Genomic DNA, 14013 nt, shown 5'->3' on the forward strand with positions numbered 1-14013 from the left:
CATGACCGTCAGGCTGCTGTCATCGGATCTCGACGGCACGCTGCTCGGCGACCACCGGGCGACCCAGCGCTTCCGAAGCTTCTGGGAAAGCCTAAACCCGGCGAACCGCCCGGTTCTGGTCTACAACAGCGGCCGGCTGATTGACGATATCGAAGCCCTGCTCGCGGTCTCCGACCTGCCGCAGCCGGACTACCTGATCGGCGGGGTCGGAACGATGGTCGGCGGCGAATTGAATGAGACACGCCGTCGCCAGTTCGGCGAGATGCTCGGCGCTCCGTTCGACCGCGACGCACTGCTGCGCGTCATGCGTCACGTGGACGGCATAGCGCTGCAGGACGCGGTGTACCAGCATGACCACAAGTCCAGTTGGCATCTGCACGACGCGAGCGAGGAGGTGATCGCCGAGCTGGAACAGGCGCTGGCCGACGCCGGCGTCGAGGCGCGGCTGGTCTATTCCAGCAAGCGGGACCTCGACGTTCTTCCGCGCCAGGCCAGCAAGGGCGCGGCACTTGCCTGGCTCTGCCGCGAGCTCGGCATCGATCTCGATGAGGTCGTCGTGGCAGGCGATACCGGCAATGACGCCGACATGTTCCTGCTGCCGGCCGTCAACGGGATCGTGGTGGGCAATGCGCTGGACGAACTGCGGCAACTCGCATCGACCACCGGCAGGCACTATCAGGCGCGCCGGGCAAATGCCGACGGCGTCGTGGAAGGCCTGCAGCACTGGATGGATGCGGCGTCGTCCCGGCAACGACCGCGGTCCGCTGACGCACGCGGATAACGCGGTCTAGTCGCAACAACGGCAACCCCGTCCTAGCGACTGCGCGAGCGAACGGGCTGCTCTAGCGCGCCACAGACGTGAGCGGAGCCTCGAAATCGGCCAGACGCATGCGGCCGGCGATCTGCATCAGACTTTCCGCGGGCCCGGCGACGCAGCTCCGGTTCCGCCCTTCCGCCTTGGCCCGATAGAGTGCGAAGTCTGCCGACGCCACAAGGCTGTCGATGTCGCCGCCGCTGAGGACCACGGAAGAGACCCCGATGCTGACGGTCGCCGATATCATCGTGCCGTAGTGGCCGATCTCCAGACCTTCGATATCCCGGCGCAGCGCATCGGCAAAGGCAGTCGCCTCGTCGAGGTCCAGCGCCGGGGCGAAGAGCGCGAACTCCTCGCCGCCAAACCGGCCGAAGACCATTTCGCCCCGGAGCTTCGCCGACACGGCCCCGGTGAACCGCTGCAGCACCTTGTCTCCGGCCTGATGGCCGTAGGTGTCGTTGATCGCCTTGAAATGATCAAGGTCGAGCAACATGAGCACGCCCCCCTGCGGATGCCGCCGCAGCATGCTCGCTGTCTCCTCCATGAACGCGCCACGGTTCAGGATCCCCGTGAGCGCATCCGAGCGTGCAGCCTGACGATAGATCGCCTCGCTGCGCTCCTTGAGGAGGATCAGGACTGAAACCGAAAGGACAACCGTGTGAACGAAGATCTCCACGGCGAACGCGGCGAACCAGGGCGATACATAAGGTTGCGCGCCATCGGATACCGGCGCAAGCAAGGTGAACGGAATGCGCAATCCGTAGAAAACGGCATGCAGTGCGAGAAGGACGGCGATGAACCGGCGCGATGGAAGCGGCTCCCCCTTCCGGCCCCGCATCACTTCCGCAGCGATCGCCAGCGAATAGACCACGACGATGACCGACATCAGGATCACGCGCAGGTTCATGTCGGCGGCGAAGGTATCGGAGAGGCCATAGGCGAGACACCAGGCCACCGGGGCGGCTGCGACGGCAAGCCGCGACACCCGCCGGCCGTCGAAGGAGCGAAACCCGCCCCAGGTCATCGCATAGGCCAGGGCCGCAAGCGCGTTGCCAAGACCGATCGACAGTTCCGGCGCGATAACCGCGCGCAGCGCCAGAAAAACGCTTGACGCCGAACCGATCCACATGGCCACGCACCAGTAGACGGCAGCGGCGGGCGCGCGCCCCGATGCCCAATGCTGGCTGAGGAAAACGGCGACGACGAGCGTCGACAAAAAGGTGCAGAGCAGCAGCGTCGGGACGCTGACGAGAACTTCGAGCAAGGAATCACACTCCGTCGGGACTGGGAAGCTACCACGGAAAATTGAAGACTTCACAAACAGCAACGGCGGGAAAAATCCCGCCGTTGCCAAAATCTTCTAAGGTGCAATGCGTTATCCGGCCAGTGCGGCCGCGACGGATTCGATCGCATCGTTCGCCCGCTGGCCGTCCGGCCCACCGGCCTGCGCCATATCCGGCCGCCCACCACCGCCCTTGCCGCCAAGTGCGGCCGATGCGACGCGTACGAGATCGACGGCGCTGAAGCGGCCGGTCAGATCGTCGGTGACGGCGACCACGGCGCTGGCCTTGTCGTCGGCGGATACGCCGACGAAGGCGACGATGCCCGAGCCCAGCCCCTTCTTGCCTTCGTCGGCCAGGCCCTTGAGGTCCTTCGGCTCGACGCCGCTGACGACCTTGCCGAGGAACTTCACGCCGGCAATCTCGCGCACGGCGTCGCCGCCACTTGCCCCGCCGCCGCCGAGCGCCAGCTTCTTCTTGGCATCCGAAAGTTCGCGCTCCAGCTTGCGGCGTTCGTCGAGAAGGGTCTCGACGCGGGAAAGAACCTCGGCCGGCTGAACCTTGAGGCTTGCGGCCAGCGTCTTCACCCGTTCGTCCTGCTCGGCAAGGTAGGCCCGCGCAGCTTCGCCCGTCAGCGCTTCGAGGCGCCGTACGCCCGAGGCGACAGCACTTTCGCCGACGATCCGCACCAGGCCGATCTCGCCGGTGGCGCCGACATGGGTACCGCCGCACAGTTCCACCGAATAGGGCTTGCCGGCCTTGGCGCCGCGGATGCCCGTGCCCATCGAGACGACGCGAACCTCGTCGCCGTATTTCTCGCCGAACAGCGCCATCGCACCCTCGGCGATCGCGTCGTCGACGCTCATTAGGCGGGTCGTCACCGGCGTATTCTGCACGATGATCTCGTTTGCCATTTCCTCGACCACCTTCAGCTCGTCCGCCGTCATCGGCTTCGGATGCGAGACGTCGAAGCGAAGCCGCTCCGGCGCCACCAGCGAGCCCTTCTGCGTGACGTGGGTGCCGAGAACCTCGCGCAGCGCCTCGTGCAGCAGATGTGTGGCGGAGTGGTTCGAGCGCAGGCGTCCGCGACGGGCATGATCGACGTCAAGGGCGACCGCATCGCCAAGCTTGACCGTTCCCTCTTCCACGATCGCGTTGTGGACGAAGAGGCCGTCGGCCTTCTTCTGCGTATCGGTGACGCGCAGCCGCGCATGGTCGTGGCTGATGACGCCGGTATCGCCCATCTGGCCGCCGGATTCGCCATAAAACGGCGTCTGGTTCAGCACGAGCTGGACCGTATCGCCAGCCGATGCAGCATCCACGGTTCTCCCGTCGCGGACGATCGCCTGGACGACGCCTTCGGCAACCTCGGTGTCGTAACCCAGGAACTCGGTGGCACCGTGCTTCTCGCGCAGCTCGAACCAGATCGTCTCGGCGGCCGCATCGCCAGAACCCGCCCAGCTCTTGCGCGCCTCGGCCTTCTGACGCTCCATCGCATCGCTGAAACCGGAAAGATCGACGCCGATGCCGCGGTTGCGCAGCGCGTCCTGCGTCAGGTCAAGCGGGAAGCCGTAGGTATCATAGAGCTTGAAGGCCGTTTCGCCGTCGAGGATGTCGCCCTTGTGCAGATCGGAGGATGCATCCGAAAGCAGCGACAGGCCGCGCTCGAGCGTCTTGCGGAAACGGGTTTCCTCGAGCTTGAGGGTCTCGGAGATGAGCGCCTCGGCGCGCACGAGTTCCGGATAGGCGCGACCCATCTGCTGGACCAGTGCCGGCAGAAGCTTCCACATCAGCGGATCGCGCGCACCCAGCAGCTGGGCATGGCGCATGGCACGGCGCATAATGCGGCGAAGCACGTAGCCGCGGCCCTCGTTCGAAGGAAGAACGCCGTCGGCAATCAGGAATGCGGACGAGCGCAGGTGATCGGCGATCACGCGATGGCTCGCGCGCCGTTCCGGATCGTTCGCATCGACGCCCGTCGCCTCGACCGAGGCGGAAATCAGCGCCTGGAACAGGTCGATATCGTAGTTGTCGTGCTTGCCCTGCAGCAGGGCCGCGATGCGCTCGAGCCCCATGCCGGTATCGATAGAGGGCCGCGGCAGATCGATCCGCTCCTCCTTCGTCAGTTGTTCGAACTGCATGAAGACGAGGTTCCAGATCTCGATGAACCGGTCACCGTCCTCTTCCGGCGAACCTGGAGGGCCGCCCCAGATGTGGTCGCCGTGGTCGTAGAAGATCTCAGAGCACGGACCGCACGGACCGGTATCGCCCATCGCCCAGAAATTGTCGCTGGTCGCGATGCGGATGATGCGGCTTTCCGGCAGGCCTGCGATCTTCCGCCACAGGTCGAAGGCCTGGTCGTCGTTATGGTAGACGGTGACGAGCAGGCGATTCCTGTCGATGCCGAACTCCTTGGTGATCAGCCCCCACGCAAGCTCGATCGCGCGTTCCTTGAAATAGTCGCCGAACGAGAAATTGCCGAGCATCTCGAAGAAGGTGTGGTGGCGGGCGGTATAGCCGACATTGTCGAGGTCGTTGTGCTTGCCGCCGGCGCGGACGCATTTCTGCGCCGTCGTCGCCGTCGAATAGGGACGCTGCTCCAGGCCGGTGAACACGTTCTTGAACTGCACCATGCCCGCATTGGTGAACATCAGTGTCGGATCGTTGCGCGGCACCAGCGGACTGGAGGCCACGACCTCGTGGCCGTTCTTGCGAAAATAGTCGAGAAAGGCCGACCGGATCTCATTCACGCCGCTCATCTTGCGTCCTTCATACCTACCGGCGGCCGGGCCGAGCCCCGCCGTCCACCACATGTTCCATCGGTTCGCCGCAGCTTCGAACCATCCGCCCGCCTGCATCCGCGTCGTGCAGTGCCGGTTCAAGTCGCGGTCGATCGCTCGGCATAGCCGTTTCCATTACTGGCAGGATGGCGAAAGACGCCGGCGCCCGACCGTGCGGCCTCGGCATTCTGCGGCGCAAACGCACCGGCCTCCTCCCGGACCTCGGAAAACTGAAGGCTTTTATCGTTCGCCTTCCTGCCTGTCCAGACACGAAAACCGGTCCCCGCAAGGCGAGGACCGGTTCGTCGAAGCAAATTCACCCTGCAGTGGCAGGCGGCTCACATCTCGGCGAGATTGTCACCGTCGTCTTCTTCCGGCTTGCCATCCAGGAGCTTTTCGGCGATCAGGCCCGCGTTCTGCCGCAGCGCCATCTCGATCTCGCGTGCCGCATCGGGATTGTCGCGCAGGAACTGCTTGGCGTTCTCGCGGCCCTGCCCCAGACGCTGGCTGTTATAGGAGAACCACGAGCCGGATTTCTCCACGATGCCCGCCTTGACGCCGAGGTCGATCAGCTCGCCGGTCTTGGACACGCCCTCGCCATACATGATGTCGAACTCGACCTCCTTGAAGGGCGGCGCCATCTTGTTCTTGACGACCTTGATCTTCGTCTGGTTGCCGATGACCTCGTCGCGCTCCTTCACCGCACCGATACGGCGGATGTCGAGACGCACGGAAGCGTAGAACTTCAGCGCATTGCCGCCCGTGGTAGTCTCCGGCGAGCCGAACATGACGCCGATCTTCATGCGGATCTGGTTGATGAAGATGACCATGGTGTTCGACTTCGAGATCGATGCCGTCAGCTTGCGCAGCGCCTGACTCATCAAACGCGCCTGAAGTCCCGGCAGGCTGTCGCCCATCTCGCCTTCGATTTCCGCACGCGGCGTCAATGCCGCGACCGAATCGATGACGAGCACGTCGAGCGCGCCGGAACGCACCAACGCATCGGTGATTTCCAGCGCCTGCTCACCGTTGTCGGGCTGCGAGATCAGGAGATTTTCCAGATCGACGCCGAGCTTGCGGGCATAGACCGGGTCGAGCGCATGTTCGGCGTCGACGAACCCGCAGATGCCACCCTTCTTCTGCGCTTCCGCAATCGTCTGCAGCGCGAGCGTGGTCTTGCCCGAGCTCTCGGGACCGTAGATCTCGATGATGCGCCCCTTCGGCAGGCCACCGATTCCGAGCGCGATGTCCAGGCCGAGAGAGCCGGTCGGGATCGTCTCGATCTCGACGACGCTGTCCTTCGAACCGAGCTTCATGATCGAGCCCTTGCCGAAGGACCTCTCGATCTGAGAAAGTGCCGCTTCGAGTGCCTTGCTTTTGTCCACCGATTTATCCTCTACGAGCCGCAAAGAGTTTTGTGCCATTTGCTCCACCTTTAGGTTATTGGGGCCAGACAGGCAATGAAGCCGCCGATGAAAGCTATGTACACTCTTTGTTCTCTTTTGGCAACCGCACACCATGCAATTGATTAGTTTGGCGTTTCAGGGGCGTGTTCTCATTATGTTTCGAACGCCTTCCAAGACAGTATACCACCGCACGTGCGGCGACCAAAACCGCGTTGTCGGTGCGAATCGGCTGATAGCGGGAGCGGCACGATGACGGGTGCCGGCATCCTTGTTCTCGGCGGCGCCCATGTGGACCGGCGTGGCCGCATCCATGGCGATACCGCCCCCGGCGCCAGCAATCCGGGCAGCTGGTTCGTGGAAGCCGGCGGCGGCGCCTTCAATGCCGCGCGCAACCTTTCCCGCCTCGGCCACGCCGTCCGCCTGATCGCCCCGCGCGGCGGCGATGCCGATGGCGAGATCGTTGCCGCAGCCGCCCTTGCCGCCGGCGTCGAAGACACGCCCTTCACCTTTCTGGACCGCGCCACGCCGAGCTATACGGCGATCATCGAGCGCGACGGCAACCTGGTGATCGCGCTCGCCGACATGGAACTCTACCGGCTGTTTTCCCCGCGCAGGCTGCAGCAACGCGCCGTGCGCGACGCCTTCGCACAGGCCGACGCGATCCTGACCGACGCCAACCTGCCGGCTGAAACGGTCCTGGCGATCGCCGATACGGCGCACGCTGCGGGAAAGCCGGTCTACGGCATCGCCATCTCGCCGGCAAAGGTCGTCCGCTTCCGCAACGCCCTTCCCGCGCTCACCGGCCTCTTCATGAACGAGGCCGAAGCACGCGCACTGACGAATGCGCGGCCCGACGATCCGCGGCACTGGCCAAATCTCCTTCGCGACATTGGCCTGACGTCCGCGGTCGTGACCCGGGGCAAGGATGCGGCGATCGCCTTCGATCCGACCGGCGTCGCAACATTGGCGCCTCCCGCCCTGGAAACGCTGGGCGACGTGACGGGTGCCGGCGATGCGATGGCGTCGGGCTTCCTTTCCGCCCGGCTGGAGGGCAGGCCGCTGGCTGCGGCGCTGCGCCAGGGCGCGGCTGCGGCGCTGATCGCCGTCCGCTCGCCGCTGGCCGTCGCCGAAGAACTGGAGTCGGACCTGCTCGACCGCGTCACGGGGCTTGTCCCCGAGGCGGAAATGCTGTCATGAGACAATGAGAATGCCGGCAACCGCCAATCGACCCCACGTATCGAAGCCGGCACCCAGATATTCGAGGTAATCAAGATGACCAGATCGGCTTCCGGGCTGTTGCCAATCGCCTATTCCGCAGAGGTCGCGGCCGCCAAGGAACGCGGCGCTCCGCTCGTGGCGCTCGAATCCACCATCATAACCCACGGCATGCCCTTCCCCGGTAATCTCGAAATGGCGCGCAGCGTCGAGCGGATCATCCGCGAGGAAGGCGCCGTACCGGCCACGATCGCCGTCATCGACGGCGTCCTCCATGTCGGCCTTGACGATGCGGAACTGCAGGCGCTGGCGCAGACGAGCGGCGCGATGAAGCTGTCGCGGGCCGACCTCGCCTTTGCCATCGCCGAACGCCGCACCGGTGCCACGACCGTCGCCGCCACGATGATTGCGGCAAGCCTTGCCGGAATCCGCGTCTTTGCGACCGGCGGCATCGGCGGCGTCCACCGCAAGGCGGAGGAAAGCTTCGACATCTCTGCAGATCTGGACGAGCTTTCGCGGACCGGCGTCATCGTCGTCTGCGCCGGCGCCAAGGCGATCCTCGACATTCCGAAAACGCTGGAAGTGCTGGAGACGCGTGGCGTACCGGTCGTAACCTATGACAGCCCCAGCTTCCCGGCCTTCTGGTCGCGCGATTCGGGGCTTGCAAGCCCGCTGATGCTCAACAGCCCGGCCGCGATCGCTAACTTCCAGAAGGTGCGCGAACAGTTCGGCATCGACGGCGGCATGCTGATCGCCAATCCCGTCCCGCAGGAACACGAGATCCCCCGCCGCGAGATGGAAATCTACATCGAACGGGCGCTCGACAATGCCGAGCGCGACGAAATCTCCGGCAAGGCGGTGACCCCCTACCTGCTCGATACCATCTTCCGCCTCACCGATGGGCGCAGCCTGGCGACCAACATCGCACTTGTGGAGAACAATGCGCGGCTGGCGGCAGAAATCGCGGTGGCGCTGGCAGACTGAGAGCTGCCGCGCCTTCGCTATATGGATAGGCGAAAGGCTCGGCTCGAAACCTGGATCGGAGTGCCGGAGGGATCCTTCGCATTGGCAAAGGCATAACCCTCCGCCCTGTGTACCGGGCCGAACTGAAGACCCGCCGCGGCACTATCCCGGCAGAAGGCATCGACGTCTTCCACATCGAACACGAGCTTCACCGTCGACTGCCCCAAGCGCTGGCCGCGGGCGGCAGGGTGCAGCATGATGTTCGCGCCGCCATCACCGAGCAGTTCCACGATGCGGTCATCATCCCGCCGCGACACCTCGTAGCCGAAGAAGCGCTGATAGAACTGCGCAGTCTCCTCGATATCCCTGACGTAGAGAAGTATCCGGCCGAGCCTCATCGGGATCCTTTCGCACGAACACGGGAAGAAAGCGGGGCGGACAGGCCTTTTACCAATGATCGATGATCGGCCCCCTCGCGTGGACTGTATCCGGTCATCCGGCGCACTTGGCCCCGATCATCGATCTTCGGTTCTATCCGTCCAGCATCTCGCGCACCGCCTCGGCCAGTTGCTTCAGCGAGAACGGCTTCGGCAGGAAGCCGAACTTCGCGTCCGCCGGCAGGTTGCGGGCAAAGGCATCCTCGGCATAGCCGGAAACGAAAATAAACTTAAGGTCGGGATAGTTCTTGCGCAGTTCGCGCAGCAGCGACGGCCCGTCCATTTCAGGCATCACGACGTCGGACACGACGATATCGACCGCACCGCCGAGCTCTTCCATGATGTCGAGCGCCTCCACCCCGGAGCCAGCCTCGTGCACGGTGTAGCCGCGGGTCTCCAGCATGCGCTTGCCACCGCGGCGCACCGCCTCTTCGTCCTCGACGAGCAGGACTACCGCGGAGCCGGTCAGGTCGCGCGGCTCCTTGGAGGGGTCGATCGCCGGCGCAGGAACGGCGCGCGGCACAGCCTCGCCGCCGGACATGCCAGGGGCCTGCAGCGCCGGTGCGGGAATCTCCTCGACATGGCGTGGCATGAAGATGCGGAACGTGGTTCCTCGGCCCACTTCAGAATCGACGAAAATGTAGCCGCCGCTCTGCTTGATGATGCCGTAGACCATCGACAGGCCGAGACCGGTCCCCTTGCCCACTTCCTTGGTGGTGAAGAAGGGCTCGAAGATCTTGTCGCGGATCTCCGGCGGAATGCCGGTGCCCCGGTCCATGACGTCGATCTCGACATAGTCGCTTTCCGGCAGCTCGCGGTAACCGAGCGCCGGCACGTCCGCCGCATCGACGTTTCTCGTGCGGAACGTAATGGTTCCGCCGTCCGGCATCGCATCGCGGGCGTTCACCGCCAGGTTGACCAACACCTGTTCGAACTGGCCGAGATCCGTCTTCACCGGCCACAGGTCCCGGCCGTAGTCGACCTCGATCTTGACGTTGGTGCCCGTCATCCGGTCGACCAGCATACGCAGGTCGCCGATCACATCGGTCATCTGCAGCACGGTCGGGCGCATGGTCTGCTTGCGCGAGAAGGCCAGCAGCTGGCGCACCAGCACCGCCGCCCGGTTGGCGTTGCGCTTGATCTCCATCAGATCGGCAAAGCTGGCATCGGCAGGCCGCGCCGACAAGAGTAGGTGGTCCGACGAAAGCAGGATCGCCGTCAGCACGTTGTTGAAATCGTGCGCGATGCCGCCGGCAAGCGTGCCGACCGCGTTCATCTTCTGAGTCTGCGCCATCTGCTTCTCGAGCGCCTTCTGCTCGGTGATCTCGACGGCATAGACGATCGCGGCCTCTTCGGGCGACTGGTCGTTCTGGTCAATGACGGCGTTCACGTAGAAGCGGAAATGGCGCCCCTCGTCGCCCGGAAGCAGCGAATCGATCGGCGCGATGTCGCCCTGACGGTCGCGCGCTGCCTCAAGCGCCGCCACTAGCCGCGAGCGGTCGGTCGTGTGCACGATGCTTTCCAGCCGCGCGCCCTTGTCGATGTCGTCGCGCGAAACGACGCCGGAGAACAGCTTCAGGAACGGCGCGTTCGTGCGCAGGATTCGCCCGTCGCCGTCGACCGAGGCGATCGCCATCGGCGTGTTGTTGAAAAAGCGCGTGAAGCGCATGGCGGCCACCGAGGCCGACTGGTCGCCGTCATCGGTAACGTCGCGCGCAAGGACGATGGTCCGGCTTTCTCCAGGCGCGCCGTCGCGGTTGGCGGTGACGCGGTGAACGAGACGGACCGGCAAGCTCTGGCCGTTCGACTTTCGCAGGTCCAGGTCGAGCACCTCGGTCTTCTTCGCCCCCGGCTCGGCCTGCACCGACTGCACAAGCGCCAGCCCCTCGCCCGCGATCAGATCGCCCATCGACAGCGAACCGGGATGGAATTTCGTCAGGTCGATGCCGAGCCAGTCGGCCAGCGTCGCATTGAGATAGACCACCTCGCCCTTGCGCCCGGCGGAGAAGAAGCCGGCCGGAGCATGGTCCAGATAGTCGATCGCGTTCTGCAGTTCCTTGAAGAAGCGCTCCTGATCGTCGCGTTCGGAGGTAATGTCGGCGATCTGCCAGACATAGAGCGACGGACCGCTTCTTTCGCGATTGGGCAGGACCCGGGCCTTCAGCCGGTACCAGCGGGCGCCGGTTCCGCCCGCAGCGGCGGGGTTCAACGGCTTCAGCAGCCTGAACTCTTCCGCCCCCTCCTTGCCCTCATGCAGGCCGTTGGTGAGGCGGTAGACCGATTCGGTGGCCTCCCGGTCACGCGAGAACAGCGTCTCCAACGTCTGCGCCTCGTTCTCGTGGGCGGCACCGGTGAGCGCGCCGTAGGCCGCATTGGCATAGATGATACGCCCCTTGCGATCGGTGATCAGCGTCCCTTCCGGCTGGGTATCGACGAAGGTGCGCGCCAGTTCGTCCGGACGAGACTGCGGCATGATCTCGATGAAACCGATCATGGCCGAGACGAAGAAAAAGATGCCCACCATCGCAAGCACGCCAAGAATGCCCAGCACGATCTCGTTCTCGAGCTGGTTCTTGAAGAGAATGAAGGCGCCCGCCGATGCGGTCAGCACGATCGCCAGAAGCACGATCCGCAGGATCACGCCCGGCCGGCTGCTCCGCTCGACGATCGGTGCGTGATACTCAATCTCCTGCCGGATCTTAGACATCGCCCTCTCTCTTGGCCTGAAACTCCTGAAGGCCGCGCGGCGCGGGAGCCATTGGAATCACTTTAGCTTTTTGAGGGAAACCCAAAAAGCAAAGGAATGAAAGCTGCAAGCCCCAATTCACAGGGAATATCGCTCGCTCACGTCTATGTCCCGGCCGGCGATTGCGTGGGCCGGTGGCAGCCGTTAGAGGACAACCTGCCCGCCGAACTTGTGCGAGCCCGAAAAAAGCCGTCAAATGAACGCAACCTGTGGCCAAGGAGTTAGCCTTCATGTTCGAGGAGACCATCGCTCAACACGGCACGAAGTTCCTGGTTGCCGCACTCGCTGTTCTGATTGGCCTGGCTTGCCTGGCGCTGGTGCTGTGGATCGTCCGGCGCCGCCCGTCATCGCCCTTCATCCGTGGCGGGCGCAACCGCCAGCCGAGGCTTTCCGTGCTGGATGCCGCCGCCGTGGATACGCGCCGCCGGCTCGTGCTTGTCAGGCGCGACGACGTCGAACACCTGCTGATGATCGGCGGCCCCACCGACATCGTCATCGAAAGCCGCATCCTCGCCCCGACGCAGGATGACGCACAGGAAACGGCGCCTTCCGGTATCGTCACAGCGCCCATACCGGGCGAGCAGAAGACGGCAGAGCCGGCGATTGCCGCAACTGTTCCCGCCCAGGAACCAGCACCGGCCGCGATTGCGGCTCGCCCCGCCGCCGCCCCGATCGCAGTTCCGCCAGCGCCCGCCGCGGTGCGCACGACTGCGAGCGTCCTGCCGGCGCGCGCCGAACCGCCGGCACCGCCCCTGCCGGCTAGCGGCATCTCCGCGATGGGGAACATGTTCTATGGCGCAGACACCGGCCCGGCCGCAGCGGTGCCGCGCGCGAGCCAGCCGGAGCCTGCGGCCGCGCCCGCGCGCCCTGCGCCGACCACCCCGCCGTTCCAGCAGCCCCATGCGCCCGCACCGTCGCTCGAACGCAACGCCATCGACGCGCTCGATCGCGCCCGCGATCGCGTCCTGACAAGTCCGGTCGGCACCGGCAGCGAACGCCTTGCACCTCAGGCCATGCCGACGCCGTCACCGGCACAGCCACAGGCTCCGGCCGTCGCACAGCAACGACCAGCGGTCGAAAATGCAGCGCTGGTCAGCGAGTTCGAACGCATCCTGGAGCAGGAGATTGCAACCGCCCCGTCCCGCAGCACCGGGGCCGTCGCCCCTGGCGCGCGAATGGAGCCGGCAGCACCCGAGGCAGGCCCGCAACAGCCCAAGAGCCGTGAGGAAACCGAAGCCGAGATGGCGCGCCTGCTCGGCGAGATATCCGTCACCCGCAACTCCTGAAAAGGTCGCAGGAGCGCCGACCGGATGTTTTCGGCGCCGGTGGTGCGCTGAATAGCGCTGCAATATCAACAAGCCGGGTGCGGCGCGGGAGATCCCTTGCCACTTTACCACCCATTCTCGAGCCGGCGGATGCCGCAGCCGGTCGGTGTCCTGCTGATTCCATCAACATTGAGGCCATCCCTTCCGAAACAGAAAAGCCCGCCGACAACAGCCGGCGGGCTTTTGTTCGCCCCCTTCTACAGGGACAGACTGGACGCTCAAGTAAGCCAGCTGACGGCGTGACGACCTCCTCGTCGCACGCCGCAGCCGATCACTCGTCGCGGTAGACCTTCTCGCGACGCTCGTGGCGCTCCTGCGCCTCGATCGACAGCGTTGCGATCGGTCGGGCGTCGAGGCGCTTGAGACCGATCGGCTCGCCGGTTTCCTCGCAATAGCCGTAGGTGCCTTCATCGAGCCGCTGCAGGGCTGCGTCGATCTTCGAGATCAACTTGCGCTGACGATCGCGGGCTCTCAGTTCGATGGCACGGTCGGTTTCGGAGGATGCCCGGTCCGCAAGGTCGGGATGGTTGGCACTTTCTTCGGCGAGGTGATCGAGGGTTTCGCGCGCCTCGCGCAGAATGTCGTTTTTCCAGGCGTTCAACTTCGCTCGAAAGTAGGCACGCTGGTTGGCATTCATAAACTCTTCGTCTTCATTGAGGACAAAGGTACTAAGATCGATCTTCTCACTCAACGCGATTCTCCTGAAGAACATCTCAAGGGCGCTGTATATCCCTCTGAAAGAGCCGATTCAAGCCTGACTGTTCTTGCACACCGTTTTTTGAATCTGCTCGAATTTCAGACTATCCGGCTAATATTTCATCACGATAACAGCAGCTTGCCAATTTCGCCCGTTTCCTGTCTCACGCCACGTCAGTCGCGCCCTCCACAGGGATGTTCACCGTTCCTTCCGCCGACGAGTCAGGCGCCTGCGGCGTAGACAAGTAACGCGCGGTCGATCTATTTGGTTCCCCGCCTTGCCAGGGAAGCAAAATGAGTTGATCTTTTTGCCCCGGGGACCGAAAACGGAACGCGAAGGCAGCGCGGCGG

10 protein-coding genes are annotated in these 14013 nt (G+C 64.5%); 4 read left to right on the forward strand and 6 right to left on the reverse strand.

Annotated features, from left to right (window positions below; translation table 11 throughout):
* Position 1: 1 nt before the first annotated feature.
* Positions 2-781, forward strand: coding sequence for an HAD-IIB family hydrolase (locus CRO48_RS16505; protein WP_097140961.1), 780 nt, complete (start codon positions 2-4; stop codon positions 779-781).
* 61 nt (positions 782-842) lie between these two features.
* Here the strand turns inward: CRO48_RS16505 and CRO48_RS16510 are convergent, their stop codons facing one another.
* The 3 genes from CRO48_RS16510 to recA all read right to left on the reverse strand — a co-directional run bounded on the left by CRO48_RS16510 (position 843) and on the right by recA (position 6298).
* Positions 843-2078 carry a GGDEF domain-containing protein gene (locus tag CRO48_RS16510; RefSeq protein ID WP_097140962.1) on the reverse strand — a complete coding sequence of 412 codons (1236 nt, stop codon included), beginning with the start codon at positions 2076-2078 and terminating at the stop codon, positions 843-845.
* Positions 2079-2189: 111 nt separating this feature from the next.
* Positions 2190-4853, reverse strand: a complete 2664-nt coding sequence (gene alaS, locus CRO48_RS16515) for an alanine--tRNA ligase (RefSeq protein WP_097141112.1) — start codon at positions 4851-4853, stop codon at positions 2190-2192.
* Between the two features lie 359 nt (positions 4854-5212).
* Entirely contained in the window at positions 5213-6298 is a 1086-nt protein-coding gene (recA, locus tag CRO48_RS16520; RefSeq protein ID WP_097140963.1) for a recombinase RecA, read from the reverse strand.
* Between the two features lie 231 nt (positions 6299-6529).
* On the opposite strand from recA, the gene CRO48_RS16525 reads away from it, so the two are divergent.
* The gene (locus CRO48_RS16525; protein ID WP_097140964.1) at positions 6530-7477 is read left to right on the forward strand and encodes a carbohydrate kinase family protein; all 948 of its coding nucleotides are present in this window, start codon (positions 6530-6532) and stop codon (positions 7475-7477) included.
* Between the two features lie 75 nt (positions 7478-7552).
* The gene (locus CRO48_RS16530) at positions 7553-8479 is read left to right on the forward strand and encodes a pseudouridine-5'-phosphate glycosidase (protein WP_097140965.1); all 927 of its coding nucleotides are present in this window, start codon (positions 7553-7555) and stop codon (positions 8477-8479) included.
* 17 nt (positions 8480-8496) lie between these two features.
* Here CRO48_RS16530 and CRO48_RS16535 read toward each other — a convergent pair whose 3' ends face one another.
* Entirely contained in the window at positions 8497-8856 is a 360-nt protein-coding gene (locus CRO48_RS16535) for a VOC family protein (protein ID WP_097140966.1), read from the reverse strand.
* A gap of 133 nt (positions 8857-8989) precedes the next feature.
* A complete protein-coding gene (gene cckA / locus CRO48_RS16540) occupies positions 8990-11602 on the reverse strand; it encodes a cell cycle histidine kinase CckA (RefSeq protein ID WP_097140967.1) in 2613 nt (870 codons plus the stop codon).
* 269 nt (positions 11603-11871) lie between these two features.
* Between cckA and CRO48_RS16545 the strand changes: the two genes are divergently transcribed.
* Entirely contained in the window at positions 11872-12927 is a 1056-nt protein-coding gene (locus CRO48_RS16545) for a flagellar biosynthetic protein FliO (RefSeq protein ID WP_141402066.1), read from the forward strand.
* Between the two features lie 310 nt (positions 12928-13237).
* Here the strand turns inward: CRO48_RS16545 and dksA are convergent, their stop codons facing one another.
* Positions 13238-13657, reverse strand: coding sequence for an RNA polymerase-binding protein DksA (dksA, locus tag CRO48_RS16550; RefSeq protein WP_097140969.1), 420 nt, complete (start codon positions 13655-13657; stop codon positions 13238-13240).
* Positions 13658-14013 lie beyond the last annotated feature (356 nt).

It is taken from the genome of Rhizobium subbaraonis (assembly GCF_900220975.1).
Classification (GTDB): Bacteria; Pseudomonadota; Alphaproteobacteria; order Rhizobiales; family Rhizobiaceae; genus Mycoplana; species Mycoplana subbaraonis.

Coding starts and splice junctions, on each gene's coding strand:
- CRO48_RS16505 (WP_097140961.1), top strand. CDS start 2: ATGACCGTCAGGCTGCTGTCATCGGATCTCGACGGCACGCTGCTCGGC.
- alaS (WP_097141112.1), bottom strand. CDS start 4,853: ATGAGCGGCGTGAATGAGATCCGGTCGGCCTTTCTCGACTATTTTCGC.
- recA (WP_097140963.1), bottom strand. CDS start 6,298: ATGGCACAAAACTCTTTGCGGCTCGTAGAGGATAAATCGGTGGACAAA.
- CRO48_RS16525 (WP_097140964.1), top strand. CDS start 6,530: ATGACGGGTGCCGGCATCCTTGTTCTCGGCGGCGCCCATGTGGACCGG.
- CRO48_RS16530 (WP_097140965.1), top strand. CDS start 7,553: ATGACCAGATCGGCTTCCGGGCTGTTGCCAATCGCCTATTCCGCAGAG.
- CRO48_RS16535 (WP_097140966.1), bottom strand. CDS start 8,856: ATGAGGCTCGGCCGGATACTTCTCTACGTCAGGGATATCGAGGAGACT.
- cckA (WP_097140967.1), bottom strand. CDS start 11,602: ATGTCTAAGATCCGGCAGGAGATTGAGTATCACGCACCGATCGTCGAG.
- CRO48_RS16545 (WP_141402066.1), top strand. CDS start 11,872: ATGTTCGAGGAGACCATCGCTCAACACGGCACGAAGTTCCTGGTTGCC.